The 23,745-nt window shown below is 63.8% G+C and carries 23 protein-coding genes; 15 read left to right on the forward strand and 8 right to left on the reverse strand.

The genetic code is table 11. The features are described from left to right. Nucleotides 1-101 precede the first annotated feature (101 nt). The 12 genes from ACLGL5_RS14885 (at nt 102) to ACLGL5_RS14940 (ending at nt 10,265) form a co-directional block, all read left to right on the forward strand. Nucleotides 102-1,142, forward strand: coding sequence for a proline racemase family protein (locus ACLGL5_RS14885; RefSeq protein WP_069091396.1), 1,041 nt, complete (start codon nt 102-104; stop codon nt 1,140-1,142). Between the two features lie 162 nt (nt 1,143-1,304). Beyond that, nucleotides 1,305-2,144: a serine hydrolase domain-containing protein gene (locus tag ACLGL5_RS14890; protein WP_280949016.1), complete on the forward strand. Its 840-nt coding sequence runs from the start codon at nt 1,305-1,307 to the stop codon at nt 2,142-2,144. After that, nucleotides 2,144-2,431, forward strand: coding sequence for a serine hydrolase (locus ACLGL5_RS14895; protein WP_348628529.1), 288 nt, complete (start codon nt 2,144-2,146; stop codon nt 2,429-2,431). The genes ACLGL5_RS14890 and ACLGL5_RS14895 overlap by 1 nt, the downstream gene beginning before the upstream one ends. 294 nt (nt 2,432-2,725) lie before the next feature. Next, the gene (locus tag ACLGL5_RS14900) at nt 2,726-3,775 is read left to right on the forward strand and encodes a PilN domain-containing protein (RefSeq protein WP_069093318.1); all 1,050 of its coding nucleotides are present in this window, start codon (nt 2,726-2,728) and stop codon (nt 3,773-3,775) included. Nucleotides 3,776-3,777: 2 nt separating this feature from the next. Continuing rightward, nucleotides 3,778-4,371: a type II secretion system protein GspM gene (gene gspM, locus ACLGL5_RS14905; RefSeq protein WP_069091397.1), complete on the forward strand. Its 594-nt coding sequence runs from the start codon at nt 3,778-3,780 to the stop codon at nt 4,369-4,371. Continuing rightward, a complete protein-coding gene (locus ACLGL5_RS14910; protein WP_069091398.1) occupies nt 4,368-4,940 on the forward strand; it encodes a hypothetical protein in 573 nt (190 codons plus the stop codon). The genes gspM and ACLGL5_RS14910 overlap by 4 nt, the downstream gene beginning before the upstream one ends. Next, nucleotides 4,937-5,866 (forward strand): hypothetical protein, encoded by a 930-nt coding sequence (locus ACLGL5_RS14915; RefSeq protein WP_069091399.1) that lies wholly within the window; start codon nt 4,937-4,939, stop codon nt 5,864-5,866. The genes ACLGL5_RS14910 and ACLGL5_RS14915 overlap by 4 nt, the downstream gene beginning before the upstream one ends. After that, nucleotides 5,863-7,506 (forward strand): GspE/PulE family protein, encoded by a 1,644-nt coding sequence (locus ACLGL5_RS14920; protein ID WP_069093319.1) that lies wholly within the window; start codon nt 5,863-5,865, stop codon nt 7,504-7,506. Before ACLGL5_RS14915 ends, ACLGL5_RS14920 begins: the two co-directional genes overlap by 4 nt. Continuing rightward, a complete protein-coding gene (locus ACLGL5_RS14925; RefSeq protein WP_069091400.1) occupies nt 7,506-8,723 on the forward strand; it encodes a type II secretion system F family protein in 1,218 nt (405 codons plus the stop codon). Before ACLGL5_RS14920 ends, ACLGL5_RS14925 begins: the two co-directional genes overlap by 1 nt. Then, a complete protein-coding gene (locus ACLGL5_RS14930) occupies nt 8,720-9,193 on the forward strand; it encodes a GspH/FimT family pseudopilin (RefSeq protein WP_069091401.1) in 474 nt (157 codons plus the stop codon). Before ACLGL5_RS14925 ends, ACLGL5_RS14930 begins: the two co-directional genes overlap by 4 nt. Then, nucleotides 9,175-9,549 carry a PulJ/GspJ family protein gene (locus ACLGL5_RS14935; protein WP_069091402.1) on the forward strand — a complete coding sequence of 125 codons (375 nt, stop codon included), beginning with the start codon at nt 9,175-9,177 and terminating at the stop codon, nt 9,547-9,549. Before ACLGL5_RS14930 ends, ACLGL5_RS14935 begins: the two co-directional genes overlap by 19 nt. Beyond that, nucleotides 9,546-10,265, forward strand: coding sequence for a general secretion pathway protein GspJ (locus ACLGL5_RS14940; RefSeq protein ID WP_083246625.1), 720 nt, complete (start codon nt 9,546-9,548; stop codon nt 10,263-10,265). The genes ACLGL5_RS14935 and ACLGL5_RS14940 overlap by 4 nt, the downstream gene beginning before the upstream one ends. 21 nt (nt 10,266-10,286) lie before the next feature. Here the strand turns inward: ACLGL5_RS14940 and gspG are convergent, their stop codons facing one another. From gspG to ACLGL5_RS14975, 7 genes are all read right to left on the reverse strand, one after another. Further along, nucleotides 10,287-10,757, reverse strand: a complete 471-nt coding sequence (gspG, locus tag ACLGL5_RS14945; RefSeq protein ID WP_245307093.1) for a type II secretion system major pseudopilin GspG — start codon at nt 10,755-10,757, stop codon at nt 10,287-10,289. Continuing rightward, the gene (locus tag ACLGL5_RS14950; protein WP_069091403.1) at nt 10,757-11,251 is read right to left on the reverse strand and encodes a prepilin peptidase; all 495 of its coding nucleotides are present in this window, start codon (nt 11,249-11,251) and stop codon (nt 10,757-10,759) included. The genes gspG and ACLGL5_RS14950 overlap by 1 nt, the downstream gene beginning before the upstream one ends. 2 nt (nt 11,252-11,253) lie before the next feature. Continuing rightward, nucleotides 11,254-13,380, reverse strand: a complete 2,127-nt coding sequence (gene gspD, locus ACLGL5_RS14955; protein ID WP_069091404.1) for a type II secretion system secretin GspD — start codon at nt 13,378-13,380, stop codon at nt 11,254-11,256. 224 nt (nt 13,381-13,604) lie between these two features. Continuing rightward, nucleotides 13,605-13,874 carry a transposase gene (locus ACLGL5_RS14960; protein ID WP_069091405.1) on the reverse strand — a complete coding sequence of 90 codons (270 nt, stop codon included), beginning with the start codon at nt 13,872-13,874 and terminating at the stop codon, nt 13,605-13,607. A gap of 72 nt (nt 13,875-13,946) precedes the next feature. Continuing rightward, entirely contained in the window at nt 13,947-14,420 is a 474-nt protein-coding gene (locus ACLGL5_RS14965; protein WP_171903265.1) for a hypothetical protein, read from the reverse strand. Continuing rightward, nucleotides 14,404-16,557: an RHS repeat-associated core domain-containing protein gene (locus ACLGL5_RS14970; protein ID WP_069091406.1), complete on the reverse strand. Its 2,154-nt coding sequence runs from the start codon at nt 16,555-16,557 to the stop codon at nt 14,404-14,406. The genes ACLGL5_RS14965 and ACLGL5_RS14970 overlap by 17 nt, the downstream gene beginning before the upstream one ends. A gap of 50 nt (nt 16,558-16,607) precedes the next feature. After that, complete coding sequence (locus ACLGL5_RS14975) at nt 16,608-17,246, reverse strand: MarR family winged helix-turn-helix transcriptional regulator (RefSeq protein ID WP_069091407.1); 639 nt, start codon at nt 17,244-17,246, stop codon at nt 16,608-16,610. A gap of 118 nt (nt 17,247-17,364) precedes the next feature. On the opposite strand from ACLGL5_RS14975, the gene ACLGL5_RS14980 reads away from it, so the two are divergent. Beyond that, a complete protein-coding gene (locus tag ACLGL5_RS14980) occupies nt 17,365-18,894 on the forward strand; it encodes an MDR family MFS transporter (RefSeq protein ID WP_083246627.1) in 1,530 nt (509 codons plus the stop codon). A gap of 119 nt (nt 18,895-19,013) precedes the next feature. On the opposite strand, the gene ACLGL5_RS14985 is transcribed toward ACLGL5_RS14980, so the two are convergent. Further along, the gene (locus tag ACLGL5_RS14985) at nt 19,014-20,336 is read right to left on the reverse strand and encodes an MFS transporter (protein WP_069091408.1); all 1,323 of its coding nucleotides are present in this window, start codon (nt 20,334-20,336) and stop codon (nt 19,014-19,016) included. A gap of 218 nt (nt 20,337-20,554) precedes the next feature. Between ACLGL5_RS14985 and cyoA the strand changes: the two genes are divergently transcribed. Both cyoA and cyoB read left to right on the forward strand, forming a co-directional pair. After that, entirely contained in the window at nt 20,555-21,736 is a 1,182-nt protein-coding gene (gene cyoA, locus ACLGL5_RS14990) for a ubiquinol oxidase subunit II (RefSeq protein WP_494372931.1), read from the forward strand. 10 nt (nt 21,737-21,746) lie between these two features. Continuing rightward, nucleotides 21,747-23,744 carry a cytochrome o ubiquinol oxidase subunit I gene (gene cyoB, locus ACLGL5_RS14995; RefSeq protein WP_069091410.1) on the forward strand — a complete coding sequence of 666 codons (1,998 nt, stop codon included), beginning with the start codon at nt 21,747-21,749 and terminating at the stop codon, nt 23,742-23,744. The last annotated feature ends 1 nt before the right edge of the window (nt 23,745 follow it).

Genomic DNA, 23,745 nt, shown 5'->3' on the forward strand with positions numbered 1-23,745 from the left:
TCTCCTTGAGGCTTGCACGCGGATTGATCAGTTTGTCCCGAAGCGGCACGGCTTGCCAAGCAAAATAGTCGTGGCCGGCAGGGACAAACGCAGGAACAGCAATGCGCAGCAAAACCAGCATTCGTGTCGTCGGCTGCCATGCCGAAGGTGAAGTCGGCGACGTCATCATCGGCGGTGTTCTGCCGCCGGCTGGCCGCACGATGATGGACAAGATGATCACGATGGAGCGCGATCACGACCATATCAGGCGCATGCTGATCTGCGAGCCGCGCGGCAGCGTCGCGCGCCACGTCAACCTGCTCGTTCCATCGACGCGCGAGGATTGCGCCGCCGGCGCCATCATCATGGAGCCGACGGAATATCCGCCGATGTCCGGTTCCAACACGATCTGCGTCGCCACGGTGCTGCTGGAGACCGGCATGGTGCCGATGCAGGAGCCCGAGACGCGCTTCAAGCTCGACATGCCGGGTGGCGTCATCGAGGTGCGCGCCCAATGCCGCGACGGCAAATGCGTCTCGATCACCTTGCGCAACGCGCCGGCCTTTGTTGACCGCCTGGATGCCAACATCGAGGTTGAAGGGCTCGGAACGCTCACCGTCGACATCGCCTATGGCGGCATGTTCTACGCCATCGTCGATGCCAAGGCGCTTGGCTTCTCGGTCGCGCCCGACGAGGCGCGCGAACTGGCGGTGGCCGGCGAGAAGATAAGGCGGGCCGCGCGCGAGCAGCTCGATGTCGTCCATCCGCAATTCGATCATGTGCGCGGCGTGTCGATCGTCCAGTTCGCCATGCCGTTCCAGGGGCCGGGCAATGTCACGCGCAACACCTGCATCGTCTCGCCGGGCCGCTCCGACCGCAGCCCTACCGGAACGGGCACATCGGCCCGCATGGCCGTGCTGCAGGCGCGCGGCTTGATGGGCGTTGGCGACGTGCTGATCCATGAATCGATCATCGGCTCGCGCTTCACCGGCAGGATCGTGGAGCTGGCGGAAATCGCCGGGCGCAAGGCGATCGTTCCGGAGATCACCGGCCGGGCCTGGATCACCGGCGAGCACAGCTACTATCTCGATCCGACCGATCCCTATCCCCAAGGCTACGTGCTGTCGGATACCTGGGGCACCTCCACCTCGGTGAAGCAGTAGGCCTGAGCCGGCCCGTCGATTGCCCTGGTTGCCATGATTTTCGGGTCGCATCATGTGGGCGACGATCTTGAGTGTCGGCAATTCGCTGGACTGGCGGGTTCCCGCCGAGCCAGAATGGTCAACGGCGGCATCCCGTCATATCAGCCTGGTGAGAGTTCACGCATGAACATGGATGGTATCTGCGATCCGCGCTTTGGCGCCGTGCGCGCGGCATTCGCCGAGTGTTTCGCCCAAGGGCTGGAACATGGCGGAGGCGTATCCGTCGTGGTCCACGGCAAGACCGTTGTTGACCTGTGGGGCGGTCATGCGGATGCCGCGCGAACCCGTCCGTGGCGGCAGGACACGCTGATCAATGTCTGGTCCTCCACCAAGGGCGTCGTCGCGCTGGCGATCGCAATGTTGGTGGAGCGCGGCAGACTGGACTATGCCGCACCCATTGCCCGCTACTGGCCGGAATTCGCGGCCGGCGGGAAGGAGCGCATCACGCTTGACCAGGTGATGTCGCACCAGGCCGGGCTGAATGGTCTTGCCGTGCCGATGGACGAAGCGGGCATGTTCGCGTGGACGCCCTTTGTCGACGCGCTCGCCGCCATGCCGCCCCTATGGGAGCCCGGCAGCCGCTGCATCTATCACGCGCTTACCTATGGCCACCTTGCTGGCGAAGTTTTGCGACGCGTCGACGGGCGAAGCATCGGCCGCTTCATCGCGCAAGAGATAGCAGGCCCGCTCGGTGCCGATTTTCATGTCGGTCTGCCGGACCGCGAGGAATCCAGGGTCGCCGAGATGATCGAAGGCCCGGGGGCTTCGGACTGGGTCGAATTTGTCCGCGCCTCGCCATTTCCCCACGCAGGCGACAATCCGGCGCCCCGTGCATTGGCCCCCAACGACCGCGTCTGGCGCGCCGCCGAGGTGCCGGGCGGCAATGGCCAGTCGACGGCGCACGCATTGGCGCGTATTTACGGCATGATGGCAGCCGGTGGCGTCTGGGGGGCCATCCACTGATCGGCCGCGCGGCAATCGAAGCGGCGGCGCGTCAGCGTGTTCGCGGCATGGATGAAAGCTTCGCCGCCCCCACTGCCTTCGCCGCCGGTTATCAGATGGAAGATCCGGTCTATGCCGGCCGTGCATCGCCGCAAACGTTCGGCCACACCGGCTGGGGCGGCGCCATCGGCTTTGCCGATCCCGGTGCCGGCGTCGGTTTCGGCTATGTCACCAACCGCATGCTGGGTTTTGACGACATGGACCCACGCCGCAAGATGTTGATCGACGCCGTTTACGACTCGCTCTGACTGAATGGCCGAAGGCCAGCCGGGTGGTCCCGCAGCCTGGAAGCGGTGCGCTGTCGGCGAAGTGAAAATTGACCCTGGTTCGCGCCGGTGGCTTGCCGGCTTCGGGTTGTTCGAGATTGTAGGCCTGCCATTCCGATGGAAGACACATAGCTCTCGCTATCTCTTGGCGCTCCAACAAAAGCTGTGGCTAATCCCTCTCCCGCGCCTTCGCAAATATCCGCATCGCACCAGCATCTGTAGTAGTCTCAGCCTGAACCTCGGTTGAGAATCAGCCGGGGCGGCGGGTGGTTGATTGTGGCGACACTCAACGCGCAATTTCTGGATTTTTTCGACTGGTGGCTCGATGAGCTGCGAGGGGTCTGGACGCGGGTTGTTCCCGGGAAAGAGCAAGCGTCCAACGCCGACTGGATCGTCAGCCTGGCGGATGACGGCATTCGCGTGCGCGAGGCCAAGGCGCCGGAGTTCCAGTCGATCCCTCTGGCGCTGACGGCTTCCTCCGACGAGATCCTGGCACTGCTCCAAGGCGGGTCTCGGCGCGCGCGGCCGAGCTTCGATATCAGGGTCCAGCCAGGCCTGTTCCTGACCCGCCATCTGGCGGCGCGGCGGCTGCCGGTTCGGCAGGCGCGCGACATGGCCGAACTCGACCTTATGGCCGCGACGCCGATCGACCCGGCGCAGGTGCATGTCGTCTTCGCCGCGACGGCGGAACAGGACAGCGCCTACCATGTCGTCAAGGCCAAGACGCTTGCCGCCGTGCTGGACGCGGTCCGCCGGGCCGGCGGGTCGGTTCGCTGCCTATCGCTGTCGCAGCCCGAAAACGCGCTGCGCGCCGATCCGCTGAGCCTCGCCGCCATCTGGCCGCCGACAGCGCGTGACCGGCGTGCCAGGACCGCCTGGATTGCGGCCCTTTCTGTGCTGGCCGGGGCCGTGCTGGTGACCTTCGCGCACGCGCATTGGCGCGCCTGGCAGGCCGAGGCCGAACTGGATACGCAGATCGCCGATGCGCAGGTGCTGGCCAAGGCGGCGCGCGCCTCGCTGCAGAAGCGCCAGGCCGGCATCGAGCGGATCGAAAAGATCCGCCAGGAAAAGAAGACGACGGCGTCGCTGGTGCGCGTCTGGGCCGAGCTTACGCATCTGCTGCCCGACACGGCCTGGCTTACCGATCTCTCGGCCAAGGGCGACGACCTGACCATTTCAGGCTTTTCCACCTCGGCCGCCGAACTGATCCAGCCGATCGACGCCTCGCCACTGTTTTCGGCGCCTGAATTCGCCTCGCCGGTGGTCAAGGTTCCCGGTCAGGATGGCGAGCACTTCACCATTTCGGCCAAGATCGGGGCGCTCTGACGATGCTCTCCGCCATCCTCAACACGAGGCCGACGATCCGCCGCCTGATCGCGCTGGCGATCGCCGCGGTCACGGCCTGCGTGCTTGCCTGGGTGGTGTTCGCGGCGTTCGACAGCGTCGCCTCCGCGCAGGCCGGGATCGCGGAAAAGCGCGAGCTTCTCGGCCAGCTGCAGAGCGTGGCCGCCCTGGCAAAGCGCCTCGAAAGCGCCGCCAGTCCGGAAGCGGCGGCCAATCCCGAATTTCTCACCGGCGGCAGCGAGGCGATCATCCGCGGCGGGCTGCAGACCCGGCTGAACGCGATCGCCGCCGCCAATGGGGTCAGCGTGCTGTCTGCCGGCAATGCACCGGTGCTCAGCGAAGCCGGCGTCGATTTCATCGGGCTGCGGGCCAATCTTTCGGGGCCGCTGGAAGGCATCCACAACGCCATTCTCGCCATCGAGACGTCGCTGCCGGTGCTGTTCATCCGCGAGGCCACCTTGCGCACAACCGATGTTGGGCCGGCGGCAGGGCGGACCGGCGATCCCGAGATTTTCGCCGAGATCCTGTTTTACGGGCCGCTGCAAACACCGATGGCGCCCGCCGGGGTCAAGCCATGACCGGGAAGTTCGCGGGCCTGGCGATTGCGGCTGTGATCGCGGCCATCGCTTTCGTCAATGTCGCGCTCTACGATACGCCTGTCGACATCACGCCCGTCGCTTCCGGCAAGGGGCATGATGGCGGCCCGGTCTCAGTCGCGGGATCGCTGCAATTTCCCGAAGCCGGCGACTTCAGCGAGACGTTCCAGCGTCCGCTGTTCACGCCGACACGCCGGAAATTCGTGCCCCCGCCGGTTGCGCCGCCGCCGGTCGAGGTTGCTGTTGCCCCGGTCGAGCCGGCGCCGGCGCCGCCGCCACCCGAAGCCCCACCGGCGGTTGCCCCATCGCTGCTGGGCATCAGCATTCACGGCGGCGGGGCGAAGGCGCTGCTGCGTGTCGCCGGCAGCGAAGCCGCGGTCTGGTATGGCAGTGGCGACACCGTCGACGGCTGGAGGGTGTCGGCGATCGACAAGGATCAGGCCGTGCTGGAGCGGGATGGCAAGCTGGCGCGCATCCCGCTTTATCCGCCATGGAAGAATGTCCCGGCACCCGTGAATGCGCCGCCACCCCCGAGCGAACCGCAACTATGAGCGCCCGCGCCCCCCATGACAGCGCGGGCACCAACTCGCGGGATGAAAGCGCCCGCGGCGGCTTTTCGCTGGTTGCCGTGCTGATCTTCATGCTGATCGTCTCGGCGATCGTCGTCCCCTTTGCCGTGACGGCCAAGACACGGTTGATGATCGCCAACAGCGAGGTCGAACAGGAGCGCCTCGCGCTGCTGGCCGAAGGCCTAGGCAATGTGGTCGCGAGCACATTGACCGGCGGCGCCGGCGGGCAAAAGTTTCCGCTGGATTCCACACCGACATCATGCCGGTCGGGAGAATATAGCTTCACCGTGCGCGTCCAGGATCATGGCGGACTGATCGATCTCAACGCCGCGGATGACCGCCTGCTGGAGATTGGCTTTGCGGCGTTCGGCTTCGAGCAGCAGACATCGGCCGAACTGGCCAAGGCCGCGATCCGGTTTCGCGACAACGCCAAGCTGTTCGCCGACCTGCCGCGGTCGAGAAGCGCCGTCGGGCCGGCCGAGGACAAGCAGGCGCCGTTCGAATCCGTGTCCGAACTGCAGGAGTTTTCAGCGCTGTCGTCGATACCGCTGCATATCCTGAATGGCGTTTTCACCGTCAACTCGAAGCGTGGTACGATCAGCGCCGACCGCGCGCCAAGCCGGCTTCGCGCAGCCCTTGCAAGCGGCTCCAGCGCTTCGGTCGTGCAGGCGGAGGCCGATGCATCTGCCTACACGGTCGACGTGGTGGTGAGGCGGGACGGCTCCGCGATTACTGGCGAAGCCGGGTTCATCATCGAGAAATCTCGGACGGGCGCGGCATTCTCCCGCGTCGCCCGGAGCCCGGCCATCGAAGGCGGCGCATTGCCGCCAGTCGCCGGCAGCGCCGCGGGCTGCGAGGTGCTTTTCGGCACCGAGGCGGCGCAGATCCTGAAGGGATGGAGCTCATGAACGCTTCCGCCCAGACGAAGGGGATCGAGGCGTTTCTCGCCTTTCTCGAGGGCGAGAAAGTGCTGAGCGCGCATGCCGCCCAACGCGCCTTGGGAGCATCGCGAACATCGGGACACCCGTTCGATACGGTGATGACGGAACTTGGGCTGATCGGCGAGCAGGAGCTAGCCAGCAGCCTCAGCCGCTACCTCGAAGCGCCGATGCCGGTCGAGATCCCCGAACAGGTCAGTCCCGAAATGCTGGCAAGCGTGCCGTTGGCCTATCTCAGGGAAAACGCCATCCTGCCGCTGCAGATGGACGCCGAACGGCTGGTCGTCGCCGTGGCCGATCCTTTCTCCTCGGCCACCATCGATGCATTGGCCTTTCACTATGAGCGGACCCTGGCGCTGCGCATCTTGCCAAGGCGCATGATCGCCGAATGCATCGACCGCATCGAGCAATCGGCGCTGGCCGCCGTTTCGAATGGCGGCGGCAATGGTGAAATCCTGGATTTCGGCCCTGACGATCTCGAGCGCTTGAAGGATTTCGCCCGTGAGGCGCCGATCGTGCGCTTCGTCGCCGAGACCATCCACAAGGCGGTCGACGCGAGAGCCACCGACATTCACATCGAGCCGCTCGAGGACCATGTCCGCATCCGCTTCAGGCATGATGGCATGCTGTCCACCGTCGACACCGCGTCGATCGCGATGCTGTCCGGCATCTCGACCCGCATCAAGATCCTGTCGCGGCTCAACATTGCCGAACGGCGCCTGCCGCAGGACGGCCGCATGCGCATTGCCGTGCGCGGCCGTGACGTCGACCTGCGCGTCTCGGTCATTCCGTCCATCCACGGCGAAGCCATCGTGCTGCGCATTCTCGATCGCGCCGGCGTCGAACTGAAGCTGGAGAAGCTTGGCTTTGACGGTGCTGCGCAGGCGAAGATCCGCTCCATGTCGCAAGCGGCCAATGGCATCGTGCTGATCACCGGGCCGACCGGTAGTGGCAAGACGACGACGCTCTATTCGATCCTGGCCGAACGTTCGCGGCCGGACGTCAAGATTTTCACCGTCGAGGATCCGGTCGAGTACCGCATGGCCGGCATCACTCAGCTGCAGGTCAATCCTGCGATCGACCTCGACTTCGCCGCTGCCTTGCGCTCGATCCTGCGCCAGGATCCCGACATCATCCTGCTCGGGGAAATCCGTGACCGCGAGACGGCGCAGGTCGCGGTCCAGGCGGCTTTGACCGGCCATCTCGTGTTCTCGACACTGCATACCAACAGTGCCGCAGGCGCGCTGACGCGCCTGCGCGACATGGGCATCGATGGCTATCTGCTCGGTGCGACGATCCGCGGCGTCATCGCGCAGCGGCTGTTGCGCCGCATCTGCCCGACCTGCCGGGGTGCCGAGCAGACCGGTCCGGCCTGCCGCACCTGCAACGGCTCCGGCTACAGCGGGCGCACGGTGACCTATGAAATGCTGCAAGTGTCGCCGCGGATCGCCGAACTCATCGACCAGGGCGCCGGCGAAATGGAGATCGGCCGCATTGCCGCCGAGGACGATCTCGTGCCGATGTCGGTCCACGCAACCGCGCTTGCCCGATCGCAGGTCACCACGATGGACGAGGTCCGCCGTGTCATCGATCTCGCGGGAGGTGACTGATGCCGGCTTTCGCCTATCGCGCCTACCTGGCCGACGGCTCGACGGAGGCCGGCGTTCTCGATGCGTCGACCAAACAGGACGCCGCCCGAAAACTGGCGCAGCAGGGTCGCCGGTCCTATCATCTTGCACCCGTGAACAGCGAAAGGCCGCAGCTTCGCCTGCCGGGCCGCAGCGCGCTGACGCTGACCCGCAGGGTCGACCTCAGCCGCTTGTTCTCCGAGCTTTCGGTTCTCCTGAACGCCGGCTTCACGGTCGACCGCGCCCTGGGCGCGGTCATTTCGGGCGAAGCCAACCGGCAGCGGCGCCAGCAACTGCAATCGGTGCTCGACCTGACGACCGGCGGCCGGCCGATCGCCGAAGCCTTTGCCGCACTGCCGGGCATCACGCCGGACGTTGCCGCCTTGCTTGCCAGCGGCGAGCGCAGCGGCAAGATGGCCTTTATCTGCCAGCGGCTGGCGGACACGTTCGAGGCGACGGCCAAGCGCCGCGCCGCGATCATCGAGGCGCTGGCCTATCCGGCCTTCCTGCTCCTGGTCATGAGCGGGGCGCTCGTCATTCTGGCAACGGTCCTGGTGCCGGCGCTGGAGCCGATCTTCGAGGGCTCATCCGCCCCCAAGCCGTTCACCATGACCATGCTTTCCGCCTTCGGCACGGTGTTCCGCGACTACCCCTTCGTTTTCCCGCTGGCGGCGGTGCTCGGCCTGCTTTGCTATCTCCTGCTGTCCCGTTCCGCCGGCGCCAGAAGACGGCTTTCGCACTGGCTGCTGCGGATCCCGCTGATCGGCGCGCTGGTCAGGGACGCGGTGATCGCGCGTTATCTCGAAACGCTTGCGCTGCTGCTCGGCAATGGCGTGGCGATGACCGAGGCGCTTGGCCTTGCGGCCAATGTTTCCAGGCAGAGTTCGCTGGCGGCAAGCTTTGCATCGATCGAGGACAATGTCGCCAATGGCGCCCGCCTGCACGGCGCGATCGTCAAGGCGGGTATTTTCGATCACGCGACCATGTCGCTGGTCTCCCTTGGCGAAGAGGCCAATGCGCTTCCGGTGGTGCTGGATCGCGCCGCGAAAATGCTTCAGCTGACGCTGACGCGACGGATCGACACCGTGCTGAAGCTGTTGACGCCGGCGCTGACGATCTCACTCGGCTTTCTCGTCGGCAGCCTGGTCATTTCGGTGATGACGACGATCCTCTCCATCAACGATCTGGCGCTGCAATGACCGCCGCTCCCGCAGCCGAAACGCAGGCACACGCGACGGCAGGGTTCACCCTGGTCGAGATGCTGGTCGTGCTGGCGATCATGGCGCTTGTCGCGGCCATCGCCGCACCGGGGCTGGTCAGCCACTATCGCACCAAGAGCCTGGAAACGGTGGCCGGCGAGATCACCATGCGGTTGCGCCTGTCGCGCACCTCGGCGATCGCCACCGCGCGGCCGCGGCAGGTCCTTGTCGATCTGGGTAGCCGTCTCATCCGTTTCGGCGAACGAGACAGTCTGGCCTTGCCGGACGATGTTAAAATGACCGTCATCACCGGCCGGGAGACTGTCGTCGCCGACCGGCAGACGGTGTTGACCTTCCTTCCCGACGGCCGCGCTTCCGGCATGGACATCACGCTGGAGCAAAAAGGCCGGACCGCGCGCATCGGGGTCAACTGGCTGACAGGGCTTCCGACATGGCGAACCCTGCTGTGACCGGGCCATCGCCCCGATCCTCATCCGAAGACGGATTCTCGATCCTGGAGATGATCGTCGCCATGACGATCCTGGCGCTGGTGCTGGGCATCGCCAGCCAGTCGATCGTGCTGGCCAGCCGCAGCATTGCCGCGGCCAAGCGCCAGGTCGAAGCGGCCAGAACGGTTCGCATGATGCTGGCCGACTACGAGGCCCGGGCACAAACCGCGGCGCAACCCGGCTGGACCCTGAAGACCCGCACGATAGACGTCGCGAAAGCGAAGGTGACCGCTGTTCTCATCGAGAAGCCGGGCGGCGCGTTTCCAAGCGCGCCGTTTCTGACCTTTGTGCCCGCGCAAGGCCCGGCCGCGCCATGAGTTGGCCGTTCTCCCGCACTGGGACGAAGGCCCGCTCCGTTCGCCGCAATCTTGCAGGCGCCGCTTCATCAGGCGTCAATGCGCATCCGCAACCCTCGGCTCCGGTGGCGGGTTTTGCGCTCATCGATGTGTTGGTGGGGTTGGCGCTGATCGGCGTCATCACATCGCTGATGATGGTCTTTCTCGGCCAGGCGCGAACGATGATGCGCATCGAAAAGGCGACCGAGTTCCAGATGGAGGTTGACGCCGCATCGCGGTTTCTCGAGACGGCGATAAGCCATGCCGAGCCTTTGCCCTTGTCGAAATCGTCGCCGGACCAGGTGCTCTATCTCAGCGGCGATGGTGCCCGGATCGAGTTCAATGCCGTTCAGGCGATCGGTTTCAAATCCTCGGCTTTGCGCGAGATCAGCGTGTCGGTTGCCGACGGAGGCCAGACGGGGGCGGCGCTGGCCATCGTCCAGAAAACGCGGCGCGGCAGCAAACCCGGCGCGGCGGTGTCGAGCGAACCGGTGCGGCTGATCGGCGGCGTGAGTGCCATGAAATTCGAATATCTCGACAACGCGTTGGCGCCCCCATCGTGGCTGCCGGGCTGGAATGCCCCGCGACAACTGCCCGCCGCCGTGCGCTTCACCCTTTCGGTGGTGCGCGATGGCGCGGCCTATTCATCGCGAGGGTTTGCCCGCCTCGATCTGGCCGGCCCCCCTCGCACGAATTGAGCGCGCTCTCACCACCCGCCGTCAGTTGGTGACGTCCTGGTCCTCGCCGGTTCCGTCGGGCTTGCCATCCTTGCCAAGGCTGCGGATGACCACGCCGCTGGCATCGGCCTTCACTTCGTAGGAGTAGGGCCTGCCCCATGGATCCTTAAGGCCGGTGCTTCCCTTGAGATAAGGCCCGTTCCAGCGCGTTTCACCGGCCGGCTGCGCGACCAAGGCGTTGAGTCCTTCTTCAGAGGTCGGGTATTTCGCATTGTCGACATAGTAGAGTTCGAGCGCGCTTTCGATGTTGCGGATCTGCGCCTTGGCCGCATTGGTCCTGGCCGCGCCGAGATAGCGCAGCACCTGTGGTGCCGCCAGCGTGGCGATCAGCGCGATGATGGCGAGCACGACCAGAAGCTCGACCAGGGTGAAGCCGCTTTCGCGATCGTCGCGAGCGCGGCCCATTTTTTCGGAGGATTGAAGCTTTTCGGAGGGTTGAAGAAAGCGCATCATCAGAGCAGTCCCATGTCTAGACCTGCAAATTGCTCCAGCGCCCAGCTTGCGCCGAGGCCGATGGCGATGAACGGACCGAAGGCGACGCGGGCTCGCGCTGCCGCCGGCCCTGTCGCGACCACCTGGCCGCCGACGAACAGCAAAGCGCTGGCGCTGGCGATGAACAGCAGCACCGGCAGGAGCAGCGGGCTGATCCAGCATGAAGCGGCCGCCAGCATCTTGACGTCGCCGAGGCCGAGGCCGATGCGGCCCGTCATGAGGAAATGGCCACGCCGCAGCAGCCAGGCAGCGGCGAAAGTCGCTGCGGCGAAGAGGATCTGCACCGGCACCCTCTCGGCATCCGCCGCCAGCTGGTAGGAAAGGCCGATGCCGGCCAGCGCCAGGTTGAGCCCGTCCGGTATGATCTGCCGGCGGAAATCGGTAATCGAAATGGCGGCGAGAACGACCGCCAGGGCGATCGTGGCGGCAAGCACGAGAGAAGGGTGCGTGGCCATCGTCAATACGCCAGCCTCTTCAGATCCTGCTGCAGCTTGGTGCCGCCTCGCCGCTTCTGGATCGGCGTCTGCAGGCTGATCTTGCCGCGGAATTCGTCGGTCACCTCGCGGGCCTCGTTGATATCACGCACGACATGCGGCCGGATGAAGATGATCAATTCGGTCCGCCTGATGGTGTCGTCCTTTTGCTTGAACGCGTTGCCGAAAATCGGGATGTCGCCGAGGATCGGCACCTGGCTGCGGTCGACGCTGTTGTTCTGCTGGATGAGGCCGCCCAGTGCCAGGCTCTCGCCGTCATTGACCAGCACGCGCGTCTGGATCTTGCGCTGCTGGATGGTTGGCGAGTCGATATCGGAACTGTCTGTCTTGGTGACGTTGCTGACCTCCTGCTGGATGTCGAGCATGACCCTGCCGGCATTGTTGATGCGCGGCGTCACCGTCAGGATGACGCCGGTATCCTTCATCTGGACCGAGTTGATGATCGGCGCGCTGCCGTTGCCGGTGTCCTGCGATTGCTGGGTCAGGATCGGCACCTGGTCGCCGACCTGCAAGATCGCCTTCTGGTTGTTGAGCGCCATGATGGTCGGCGCCGAAATGACGTTGACGTCGGTGATCTTGGAAAGCGCGCTGAGCGTCACCTGGATGTTGTCGGTTGCATAGCTCCAGTTGAAGCCGGGCAGGGTGGCCGCCGCGGCGGCCTTGGCGACGTCGGTCACGGAGACCTTGGTGCCGCCATTCTCGAAGAACCAGCGCAGGCCGTATTTCAGGTCGTCGTTGAGCGTGACCTCGGCGATCACCGCCTCCAGCATGACTTGCGTCGGCAGCACGTCGACCTTGGTCAGGATCTGCTCGATGCGCTGGTAGTCGCGCGCCGTGGTCTGGATCAGCAGCGCATTGTTCTCGACATCGGCGACGACAGTGGCATGGGCGGGCGCGTCATTGTCTTGCTGAGGCAGCGAGGGCGAGGGTCCGGTCAGCGGCGCCGGCGTGACGCCGTCCGACTGCATGGCGATCGGCGTCTGGTCGGGCGACACGTTCGAGCCGCCCGATTGGCCTTCGGTCTTCACCGTGGTGCCGAGCACCGAGCTCAGCACCGATGCCAGTTCCTTGGCCGGCCGGTTCTGGATCTGGTAGACGAAGAGCTGGCTTTCATTGGTCTCGGCCAGCCTGTCGAGCTTGTTGATCCAGGTCGCCGCGCGCGCCAGATAGGCCGGGCGCGAGGTGATCACCAGCACCGAATTCAGCCGGTCGTTGGGGATGAACTGGATGAGCTTGGCGCCCGGGCCGTCCTTGGTGCCGAAGATCGAATCGAGTTCGGCGGCGACCGCTTCCGGCTTGGAGGTCTTCAAGGGGTGCAGCGCCACCGACATGCCGCGCATCCAGTCGACATCGAACACCGAAACCGCTTCCCGGATGGCATTGAGGTCGCTGTCGCTGCCGGCGACGGTGATGATGTTGCGGGTGGAATCGACACGCAGCACCGAGCCCTGGCGGGTGATCGGCTCCAGAATGGTCTTCATCTCGTCGGCGGCGATGAATTGCAGCTGCAGGACCTGCACCTTGACGCCGGGGCCGGACGGCGAGGTCGACGGCACGCTGACTGGTGGCGTCGAGGCCATGATCTCCGACAGCGGCACGATCTGGTAGGTGCCGCTGCGGCTGGTGATGCCGGCGGCATTCACCGCCAGCGCCGATTGCAGGATATCGACCAGCGCATCCTGCGACACCGGCTGCGAGGTCTGCAGCGTGACCGTGCCCTGCACGCGCGGGTCGACGATGTAGTTGAGGTGCAGCGCGTCGCCCAGCACCGCCTTGGCCGCGTCGGCGATCGGCGCGTTGACCAGGTTGAGCTCGAACTTGCCGGAACCGTCGCTCGTCACCTTGGTGACTGGCGCGCCCGACGAGACGAACTGGCCAGTGCCCTGATATTGCGCGCCGTTGAAGCGCTGTGCCGCGCTCGACGCCGAAGTGACGGCGGCAGGCCCGCTATAGCCCGCCCGCAGCGGCGAGTTCTTGGCGTGCAGGCTGTCGATGGTCTCGGTGAAGAAGTCCTTGCCCGGCGCGGAGGTGCAGCCGGCAACAGCCAGCAGCGTGAACAACACGACGCAATGACTCGGCTTGCTCGACATCCACCCGATTCCCCAAGGGCTTCAGTCTAGGGCTTCTTGCAGGCCGATGTCGGGAATGATGGCGGTGTTTGGGGTCTATCCACAGGGTAGGTGGGGGGAGGGGGACAGGCTGCTGGGGTAGGGTGGGAGCGTCAGCGATCGGGATATCGATGGGGACGCTTGCGCTCCAGCAGAGCAGATTGGTCTCGTCCGGCACTGCTTTGGACTACAGAGGTGGCGTGGCTTTAGCAGCTCGAGTGGTCAAGACGGTCTGGCAATAAATGCACTGTCGCCGCAATTCCGTTCGGATCGGCAGGCGTCAGGATCAAATGCACATGGTTCGGCATCAGGCACCATGCCCAGATGCCGACATTGGCAGCACGGCAATGCTCGACCAGCAGGGTCTTGTAGAGCGCATAGTCCTCGGGCGTGAAGAATACTTTGGCCCGCCCGTTGCCGCGTTGCGTGACGTGGTGCGGCAAATCGGGAACGACGATGCGGGCAAGGCGGGCCATGCGGTTAATCTAAACGCGGCGATAGCCAAGCGAACAGGGTAAAAAGTGCACTGTCACCGTAATTCGAATTCATTATATCTTTTTCAAAAAAACGGATCCTAAGTAGAATGCCTCGTTTTTTTTGTAGAAGTGAGCGGTGCCGCCATCATGGAATCGAATTCCACGGTCGGATTCGCTGTCAAAGGTTTTGTCATAAAAGAATGGAACAGATTGATCTATGAGGTACCACAAAACAGTTTCCATTCTCAAATTATCTGATCTTATTTCTTCTTTTCCTGGCATCTTTATTTTCTTATTATCTGTCTTTCCAGGATATAAACCAAAGTAACGCGCGGAGGATCGGTCTTTCGTCTCATCGAGCCCTACTTCGACATCATCGAAGCACATCAGGCTCTCCATCTCATTCCAGAAAGGGTCCGGTCCAAGACTTTCGTTTATAGTTTGAGGCGTAGATAGCCCGTCAAGGTTATATACAACCTCTCCTCTAAGTAATTTCCAAAATGTTGATTCTTTTAGTTGAGTAAAAAGTTTATTGCTGTTGGTCATTATTCTGGTTGCCGCCATGATCGCCGTTACCACCGTTGTTATCGCCCTGCCCAGCTGCTGCCGCGTCATGCTCTGCTTTGTCGGCAACGGCTTCTATGTCATCAATTCTTGCTCCCCTAACCTTCGGATCACCCCTCAAGGAGTCTGCCGTTTTTCTGGCCTTTTCGCCAAGCTTAGAAAGGTTGTCGCGATCTTTGAGCCAACCATCGACAGCATTCTTTGCTTTATCTATGTTGGGGTTGTTGCGGTCTTTGGCTCGGGCGCCATCGAGTTGCCAACTGCCGTTTGGGCCAACTGTAATCCCGATCTCAATAGGGCCTTTGTTCCCCCTTATTCCGTCCACACTTACATGGGCGCCTTTGTTGCCCCAGTCGCTTTGCCCAACACCGTGAATTGACACGTCCGGGCCACGTCTTGCTTCACTAGGGGATGGTTTGGCTTCCTCCCCCGTTAGCATCGCCATTGGGAGACCAAATACGGTCATCTTAGCCAAGTTCGCAAGGCTTAACGAAGGAGGCGAGGCCAACGCTTTAGCCAAAGCTTGATGACAGGAACTGCATTCACGATATGCTTCCGCCAACATAAGCCCGCCAACAATCGTTGCCGCTATTCCGTCGTCTACACCCACAAGATGACCATTCGCGTCACTCTTGTTGGTAGGATCGTTCTGCGCATAGGCATACCGGTTGGTCCCAGCACCCGGTAGCGTCGGATCCCAATCATCCGGCGAAATAAACCGCCCCAGCACCGGGTCCATATACCTGGCATTGAGATAGAGCAGCCCCGTCTCGGCGTCGAAGCGCTCGCCGATATAGGACTTTTGCGTCTGGAAGCCGGTGTTGAGGCTCTCGCCATAGGTGGCGTAGCTGTTGCCTTCCACCACGGCTCCCGACATGTCGGTGACCAGGCGCACCGAGGCCAGATGCTCGCGGTGCAGGAAGTATTTGGTCGTGCCGACCACCTTGATGTCGGGATGGGGGTAGCGCGTGTAGATCTCCGCGCCCGGCGTCGCCGGATTGATCTCGACATCGGCGTCGGGATAGAGCGTCGTGGCAAAGCTCGATGTTTTCTTGGCGCGGGCGCCGTCAGGGCCGTAGGCAAGATTGACGGTGTTGGAGGCAAGGCTGACTGTCTTCAGCCGGTTGGCCTCGTCCCAGGCGAGCGTGCGGCTGCCGTCCGAGGTGAGGTTGCCATTGGCATCATAGGCCATCGCATTGGCGCCGACAGAGATTGGTGCATGCGGACGAGCCGCGCTCGCCGAGGGGTAGACACAGCTGCCGGCGACGCGGGTGCGTGAGAGCATGTTGTCGTTGGCGGCATAGACGAAGCTTTCGCTCAAGCCGGTGTTGCCCCGATTGGTGCTTGAGGTTAGCCGGTCGGCATTGTCATAGACATAGGTCCAGCTGTCGGAGGCGGTCAGCCCCGTTGTGCCGGTGATGCGGCCAAGGTTGTCACGCGCATATTGCTCATCGAGGAGAACGGTCGCACCCTTCGAGGTGGTGATGCGCGTCACCCAGCGGCGTGTCGGCGAATAAGTGAAGCTTGTCTTCACGCCGTTGGCGTAGGTGATCTCCTTGGTCTGGCCATCGGCCTCGTAGATGGTCGAGGTGGTGAAGCCGGGTGCCGAGTAGAGCTTGTTGCCGGCGGTGTATTGCAAGGGGTTGGTCCAGGTGCCGAACCACAGGTCGCCCGGTTGGTAATTCTTCAGGATGGTCTGGCCGGACCTGTCGTGGATATCGACCGTGATGTGCGTCAGGCCGGCAATGGTCGTGTCATGCCGGCCAAGCTTGCCAAGCCCGTCATAATTGTAGCTGTGCGTCGCCGCCGCATTGGTCGAGGTGGTGAGCTGGCCGATATTGTACCAATAGCTTGGAGCCGCCTGGTCGTAAGCGTTCTGGGTCAGCACAACGGGGGTGCCGCCAGAAGCGGTTGCCGTGTTCAGCGTCGGCCGGTCCACCTGGTCGTAGCTGAGATTGGTGACCGTGCCCCTGGCATCGGTCTGGCTGACCAGACGGTTGGCGCCATCGTAGGTGTAGGTCCAGGTGCCGAGATCGGGATCCGATGCCGACAGCCGGTTGCCGAGCATGTCGTAGGTGTAGGTCCAGGCCGAGCCGCTGGTGTCGGTAAGGCCGACCAACCGGCCCAGCACGTCGAAGGTGCGGGTTGCGCAAGCTGAAACCCGGCAGCCTACACCGGCTCCGCCTCGTCCATTATCTGCTTCACCGCATCCGCCGACCTGCGCATGCTCGCATCGTCCGTGGCCAAGCCGGCAAAGCGTTCCAGCAGGTGGGCGAACGTCACCAGCTCCTGCTCGTCCCATTGCGCCAGGGACTCGGCAAAAATCCGCCATTTGGTCTGGCGCACCGCCGTCACCAGGCGCTCGCTGCGGGCGGTGAGCCTGAGGCAGATGCGACGGGCATCGAGTTGCGATGCGACGCGCAAGGCGTAGCCGCGCTCGACGAGGTCGGCCGAGATGCGGCTGGCGCGGGACGGGTCGATCCCCAGGCGCTCGGCGATGTTGCCGACCGTCACCTGGTCCTGCGGCGCGTCGCCGACGGCCGGATTGTGCGCAATGGCGATGATCACATCGAGATGGCTCACTTCCAGCGAAGGGTCGATGCGGGCCAGGATCAAGCGACCGAAGTCCCGGCGCTGGATGGAGCGGCGCACCTTGTTCAACACCGCATCGATGGCGGCGACGGCCTCGGCGGCCGCTTCGGACAGGCCATTGCTGCGCGCCAGATCGGCGAGATCCTGATCGCCATGCATCTGGCTCGGGGCGGAAAATCGGTCGGGCTTGTCCGGCCCGGTGTCGTTGCTGCTCATGTCACAGCGCGCTAGCAAAAATATATGCCGATGTCAATTGCATGCTAATAGCATATATTTGATGTTGACATATATCTGCTGTGGGCACATAAACCGCCCGCGAATGTCGGAGACACCCATGAGCATCGACTCGACCCTCCCGGATGCGCCGCCCGCAGAGGCCGGGGCCAAGCCCGACATGACGACGCTGGTCGTCTATTCCGGCGCGCTGATCGCCATGTTCATGGCCACCATCGACATGCAGATCGTCGTCACCGCCTTGCCCACCATTGCCGGCGAACTCGGCAATCTGCATCTGTTCGGCTGGGTCGGCGCCGCCTACCTGCTGTCCACCGCCGCCGTCGCGCCCTTCTACGGCAAGCTCGGCGACATGTACGGCCGCAAGAACGTGGTGCTGACGGCGATCGCCTTGTTCCTGCTGGGCTCGCTGGTCTGCGGCATGGCATGGTCGATGGAGAGCTTGATCGCGGCACGTGTCCTGCAAGGCATCGGTGGCGGCGGCCTGATGGTCTCGGCCTTTGCCATGATCGGCGAACTGTTCGGGCCGCGCGATCGCGCCAAATACCAGGGCTACAGTTCGGCGGTGTTCGCGCTGTCGTCGGTCCTCGGCCCCTTGGCCGGCGGCTATATAACCAGCCTGTTCGGCTGGCGCTGGGTGTTCCTGGTCAACCTGCCGATCGGCATCGTCGTGCTGGCGATCCTGGCGTTCGCCATGCGCAGCCGGTTCAACGAGACGAGGCACAGCATCGACTATCTGGGCGGCTTGCTGCTGGCGACCGGCACCACGGCAATCGTCTATTGGGGCTATCATGTGCTCGACCCCGCCGGACCGGACCTGCTCACCTTGGCGCTGCCCGTCGTCGCGCTGGCGGCAATCGCCTCGTTCATCCTGGTCGAGCGGCGGGCCGAGGAGCCGATCGTGCCCTTGCGGCTGTTCGGCTCCTCGACGGTGCGCATCGTCTCGGGCGTGTCGGTGGTTGCCGGATCGGTGACGCTCGGCATGTTCTTCTATTTCGCGCTCTACATGCAGACGCTGACCGGGCTTAGTCCGGCCGAAGTCGGCTTCCTGTTCCTGCCGGCTTCCTTGACCTCGATGGTCATCTCGATCGTGGCCGGGCGGGTGATTGCCGCGACCGGCCGCTACAAATGGATGCCGGTGGTGGCGATGGGTATTGGCGGGCTGCTGATGATAGGTTTTGTCTTCATCAATTCGCACACGCCGATCTGGGTGCTGGCGGGGATGATGGGCCTGTTCGGCATCAGCATGGGCCTGCAGTTCCAGGTGCTGATCGTGGCGATCCAGGCCGCCGCTCCGCTGCAGGATATCGGCGCGGTGACGTCGCTGATCACCCAGGCGCGCACGATCGGCGCATCGCTGGGGCTGGCGCTGAACGGCGCGGTGATGACCTGGGCCCTGAACCGGCAGACTTCGGAGCTTCCCGCCGATGCCGCCGCTCTGCTGCCCGATGGCCTGACCGGGCTGAACCCGCATCTGGCGTCAAGCCTGCCGGCCGCGGTCCGCGACGTGGTGCTCGCCCACTATTCCAGCGGTTTCAACGTGATGTTCATCTGGGTGGCGGCGCTTTACGTCGTCGCCATGGCGCTGACGCTTCTGCTGGAGGATATCCAGATTCCGAAGCGCGGCTAGAGCAATCCAGGAAAAGTTTGAGCGGCTTTCCCAGGAAAGCGCGGAGCGCTTTCCTTAGGGAATTGCGTCAAAACAAAGAGTTAGAGCGGTTCGCCGTTTCCATGAAACAGTGAAACGATCTAGTCGGGCTGACGGTCCGCGGCCGGACGGCGCCCGTCGATCCACAGGGCAAGCAACGTGCAGGCAGCGCCCGACAGCAGATAGGCGCCGGCGGCGATGAGGCCGAAATTGCCGGCCAGCAGCAGGGCGGCGAGCGGCGCGAAGCCGGCACCGAACATCCACGCCAGATCCGAGGTGATCGCCGAGCCGGTATAGCGATACTGCCGGGAAAAGCGCGAGGCGACGACGCCCGACGATTGCCCGAAGCTCAGCCCCAGCAGGATGAAGCCCAGCACCATGAACAGCGCCTCGCCGAGGGCGCCGCCATCCAGAAGCTGTGGGGCAAAGCCGCTGAAGGTCGCGATGGCGATCGCCGAACCGCCGAGCAGCGCACGGCGTCCGACGCGATCGGCCAATGGCCCCGATGCGACGATGGCCGCAATGCCGAACAGCGCGCTCACCGCCTCGATCATCAGGAAGCGTGCCGGCCCCTCATTGGTGAACAGGAACACCCAGGAAAGCGGAAACACCGTCACCATGTGGAACAGGGCGAAACTCGCCAGCGGCGCGAAGGCGCCGATAACGACGTTGTGGCCCTCGGCCCGGATCGTGTCCCTGATGCGCGTCGGCTGCAGGTCGCCGCTCTCGTACAATTTCGAGAATTCAGGCGTGACGACGATGCGCAGCCGGGCGAACAGGGCCACGACATTGATGGCGAAGGCGACGAAGAAGGGATAGCGCCAGCCCCAGGAGAAGAAGTCGTCGGCCGACAGATTGGCGACGAAGAAGGCGAAGAGGGAGCTTGCCACGATGAGCCCGATGGGCGCGCCCAGCTGCGGGATCATGGCATAGAAGCCGCGCCGGTTCTGCGGCGCGTTCAGCGCCAGCAGCGATGGCAGTCCGTCCCATGTTCCGCCGAGTGCCAGCCCCTGGCCGATGCGGGCAAGCGCCAAAAGCCACACCGCGACCGCACCGATGTCGCCATAGGCCGGCAGAAACGCGATGGCAACGGTCGACGTGCCGAGCAGGAACAGCGCGATCGTCAGTTTCGCGCCGCGGCCATAGGCGCGGTCGATCGCCATGAACAGCACGGAGCCGAACGGGCGCGCGACGAAGGCCAGCGCGAAGATGCAGAAGGAATAGAGCGTGCCAACGAGCGGATCGTGCGTCGGAAACACCAGTTTGGGAAACACGATGACGGAGGCGATCGCATAGACGAAGAAGTCGAAGAATTCCGACGTCCTGCCCACGATCACGCCGACCGCGATATCGCCCGCGCTGACCTGGCCATGATGCGAGCCGATCAGCTCGCTGTTTGTTTCGGCAGTCGAAGTCTGAGCCATCTTATCCGTCGCCACCGCGTGGAATGAACTGTCCGGAACCCAATTCCGGGGATTCCCCCGGGGGGGGTCTATTGTGCACTGCACACTGCGCCAAAGCCATGCCTGCTGGGCATTGGACAAATTGTCCAATGTTACCACAGCGCCGCGAGCAGTAGCCCTTGGATCGATACCGCACTGCAACATGAACGGTTGGGGCGGTCATTCGAGGGCAGCGTTTGATGAAACGATTTGGAGCCTTGCTTCTGTTCCCCCTGGCCGGGCTGTTGAGCGGCTGCGATCTGGTCGTGCTGGCGCCCGCCGGCGACGTCGCGGCCCAGCAGCGCGACCTGCTCGTGGTCTCGACCCTGCTGATGCTGGTCATCATCATCCCGGTCATGACGCTGACGGTCTTCTTCGCCTGGCGCTACCGGCAATCCAACGCCGCGGCGACCTACGCGCCGGACTGGGATCATTCGACGAAGCTGGAACTGGTGATCTGGGCGGCGCCCCTGCTCATCATCATCTGCCTCGGCGCGCTGACCTGGCTCGGCACGCATCTGCTCGATCCGTACCGCCGCATCGACCGGATCGAACCCGGCCAGCCGGTCACTGAAGCGCACAAGCCGCTCCGGGTCGAGGTCGTGGCGCTCGACTGGAAATGGCTCTTCATCTATCCGGATTACGGCATCGCCTCCGTCAACGAGCTGGCGGCGCCGGTCAACCAGCCGATCGACTTCCGCATCACATCGTCGGCGGTGATGAATTCCTTCTACATTCCAGCCCTTGCCGGGCAGATCTATGCCATGCCGGCGATGGAAACCAAGCTGCACGCCGTCATCAACCGGCCTGGCACCTATAGCGGCTTCTCGGCCAACTACAGCGGCGCCGGTTTTTCCGGAATGCGCTTTGCCTTCCACGGCCTGTCCGACCAGGCTTTCGATCAGTGGGTGACGCAGGCCAGAACCGCGCCGGCGACGCTCAGCCGCGAAAACTATCTCGACCTTGAAAAGCCGAGCGAGAACGAGCCGGTCCGCCACTATGCCTCCGTCGATCCCGGCCTTTACGGCGCCATCCTCAATCTGTGCGTCGAGCGCGGCAAGATGTGCATGAACGAGATGATATCGATCGACGCCAAGGGTGGCCTCGGCCTCGCGGGAGTGCGCAACACGCTGCCGCTGCAATACGACAAGCTCGCCCGGCGCGGCGCGGTGTTCGGCAACGATCCGTCCTATGTCGCCAGCATCTGCACGGCGGAGGAAGCGGCTGCCGCGGCGCGCGCGGCCAGCGATGTCACGCCGAAGGATTGGCCGGCCAGGAATTTTTCCCCGCTGCGCGGGGCAGGGCTGCTGAGGCCCGGGACCGAGAGCCGTCGCGCCGAGGCGGATACGCCGTCGCTCGGCCTGCTGCGGCGCGAATTGTGAGAGACAGCCGATGCCCGATACGCTGACCAAATTCATTTTCGGCCGTCTCACCTTAGACTCGCTGCCGCTGCATGAGCCGATCGTCGTCGCCACCTTCGTCGCGGTGGCGCTCGGCGGCATCGCCCTTCTTGGAGCGATCACCTATTTCAAGCTGTGGACGTATCTGTGGCGCGAGTGGTTCACCAGCGTCGACCACAAGAAGATCGGCATCATGTACATGGTGCTCGGTCTCGTCATGCTGCTGCGCGGCTTCTCCGACGCCATCATGATGCGCCTGCAGCAGGCCATCGCCTTCAATGGCTCCGAGGGCTACCTTAATTCGCATCACTACGACCAGATCTTCACCGCGCACGGCGTGATCATGATCTTCTTCGTGGCGATGCCCTTCGTCACCGGGCTGATGAACTTCGTCGTGCCGCTGCAGATCGGCGCGCGCGATGTCTCCTTCCCGTTCCTCAACAATTTCAGCTTCTGGATGACGGTCGGCGGCGCCATCCTGGTCATGGCCTCGCTGTTCGTCGGCGAATTCGCCCGCACCGGCTGGCTCGCCTATCCGCCGCTCTCCGGCATCGGCTACAGTCCGGATGTCGGCGTCGATTATTACATCTGGGCGCTGCAGGTGGCGGGCGTCGGCACGACGCTGTCGGGCATCAACCTGATTTGCACGATCATCAAGATGCGCGCGCCCGGCATGACGATGATGCGCATGCCTGTCTTCACCTGGACGTCGCTCTGCACCAACGTGCTGATCGTGGCGTCCTTCCCGGTGCTGACGGCCGTGCTCTCGCTGCTGGCGCTCGACCGCTATGTCGGCACCAACTTCTTCACCAACGACTTCGGCGGCAACCCGATGATGTATGTGAACCTCATCTGGATATGGGGTCACCCGGAAGTCTACATTCTTATCCTGCCGCTGTTCGGCGTCTTTTCCGAGGTCACTTCCACCTTCTCCGGCAAGCGCCTGTTCGGCTACACCTCGATGGTCTACGCCACGGTGGTCATCACCATCCTATCCTACCTGGTCTGGCTGCACCATTTCTTCACCATGGGCTCCGGCGCCAGCGTCAATTCCTTCTTCGGCATCACCACGATGATCATCTCGATCCCGACGGGAGCGAAGATATTCAACTGGCTGTTCACCATGTATCGCGGCCGCATCCGCTTCGAACTGCCGATGATGTGGACGATGGCCTTCATGCTCACCTTCGTCGTCGGCGGCATGACCGGCGTGCTGCTTGCCGTGCCGCCGGCGGATTTCGTGCTGCACAACAGCCTGTTCCTGATCGCGCATTTCCACAATGTCATCATCGGCGGCGTGCTGTTCGGCCTGTTCGCCGGCATCGCCTACTGGTGGCCCAAGGCCTTCGGCTTCAAGCTCGATCCGTTCTGGGGCAAGGTGTCGTTCTGGTGCTGGGTGGTCGGCTTCTGGTTCGCCTTCATGCCGCTCTACATACTCGGCCTGATGGGCGTGACGCGCCGCATGCGTGTCTTCGACGATCCCTCGCTGCAGATCTGGTTCGTCATCGCCGCCTTCGGCGCGGTGCTGATCGCTGCCGGCATCGCTGCCTTCCTGATCCAGATCTTCGTCTCCATCCGCAAGCGCGAGGCCTTGACCGATCCGACCGGCGATCCCTGGGACGGCCGCACGCTCGAATGGTCGACCTCTTCGCCGCCGCCCGCCTACAACTTCGCCTTCACGCCCGTGGTGCGCGACAACGATGCCTGGTGGGACATGAAGAAGGCCGGCTACGCCAGGCCGCTCTCCGGCTTCAAGCCGATCCATATGCCCAGCAATACCGGCACCGGCGTCGTCCTGGCCGCCTTCAGCGTCGCGCTCGGCTTCGGCCTGATCTGGTACATCTGGTGGCTGGCGGCGCTGAGCTTCGTCTGCCTGATCGCCACCGCGATCGGCCACACCTTCAACTATCACCGCGATTTCCACATTCCGGCTGCCGAGGTCACGCAGACGGAGGAGGCGAGGACGACGCTCCTCGCCGCCCAGGGCTAGG

The organism is Mesorhizobium sp. U510, from assembly GCF_059180695.1.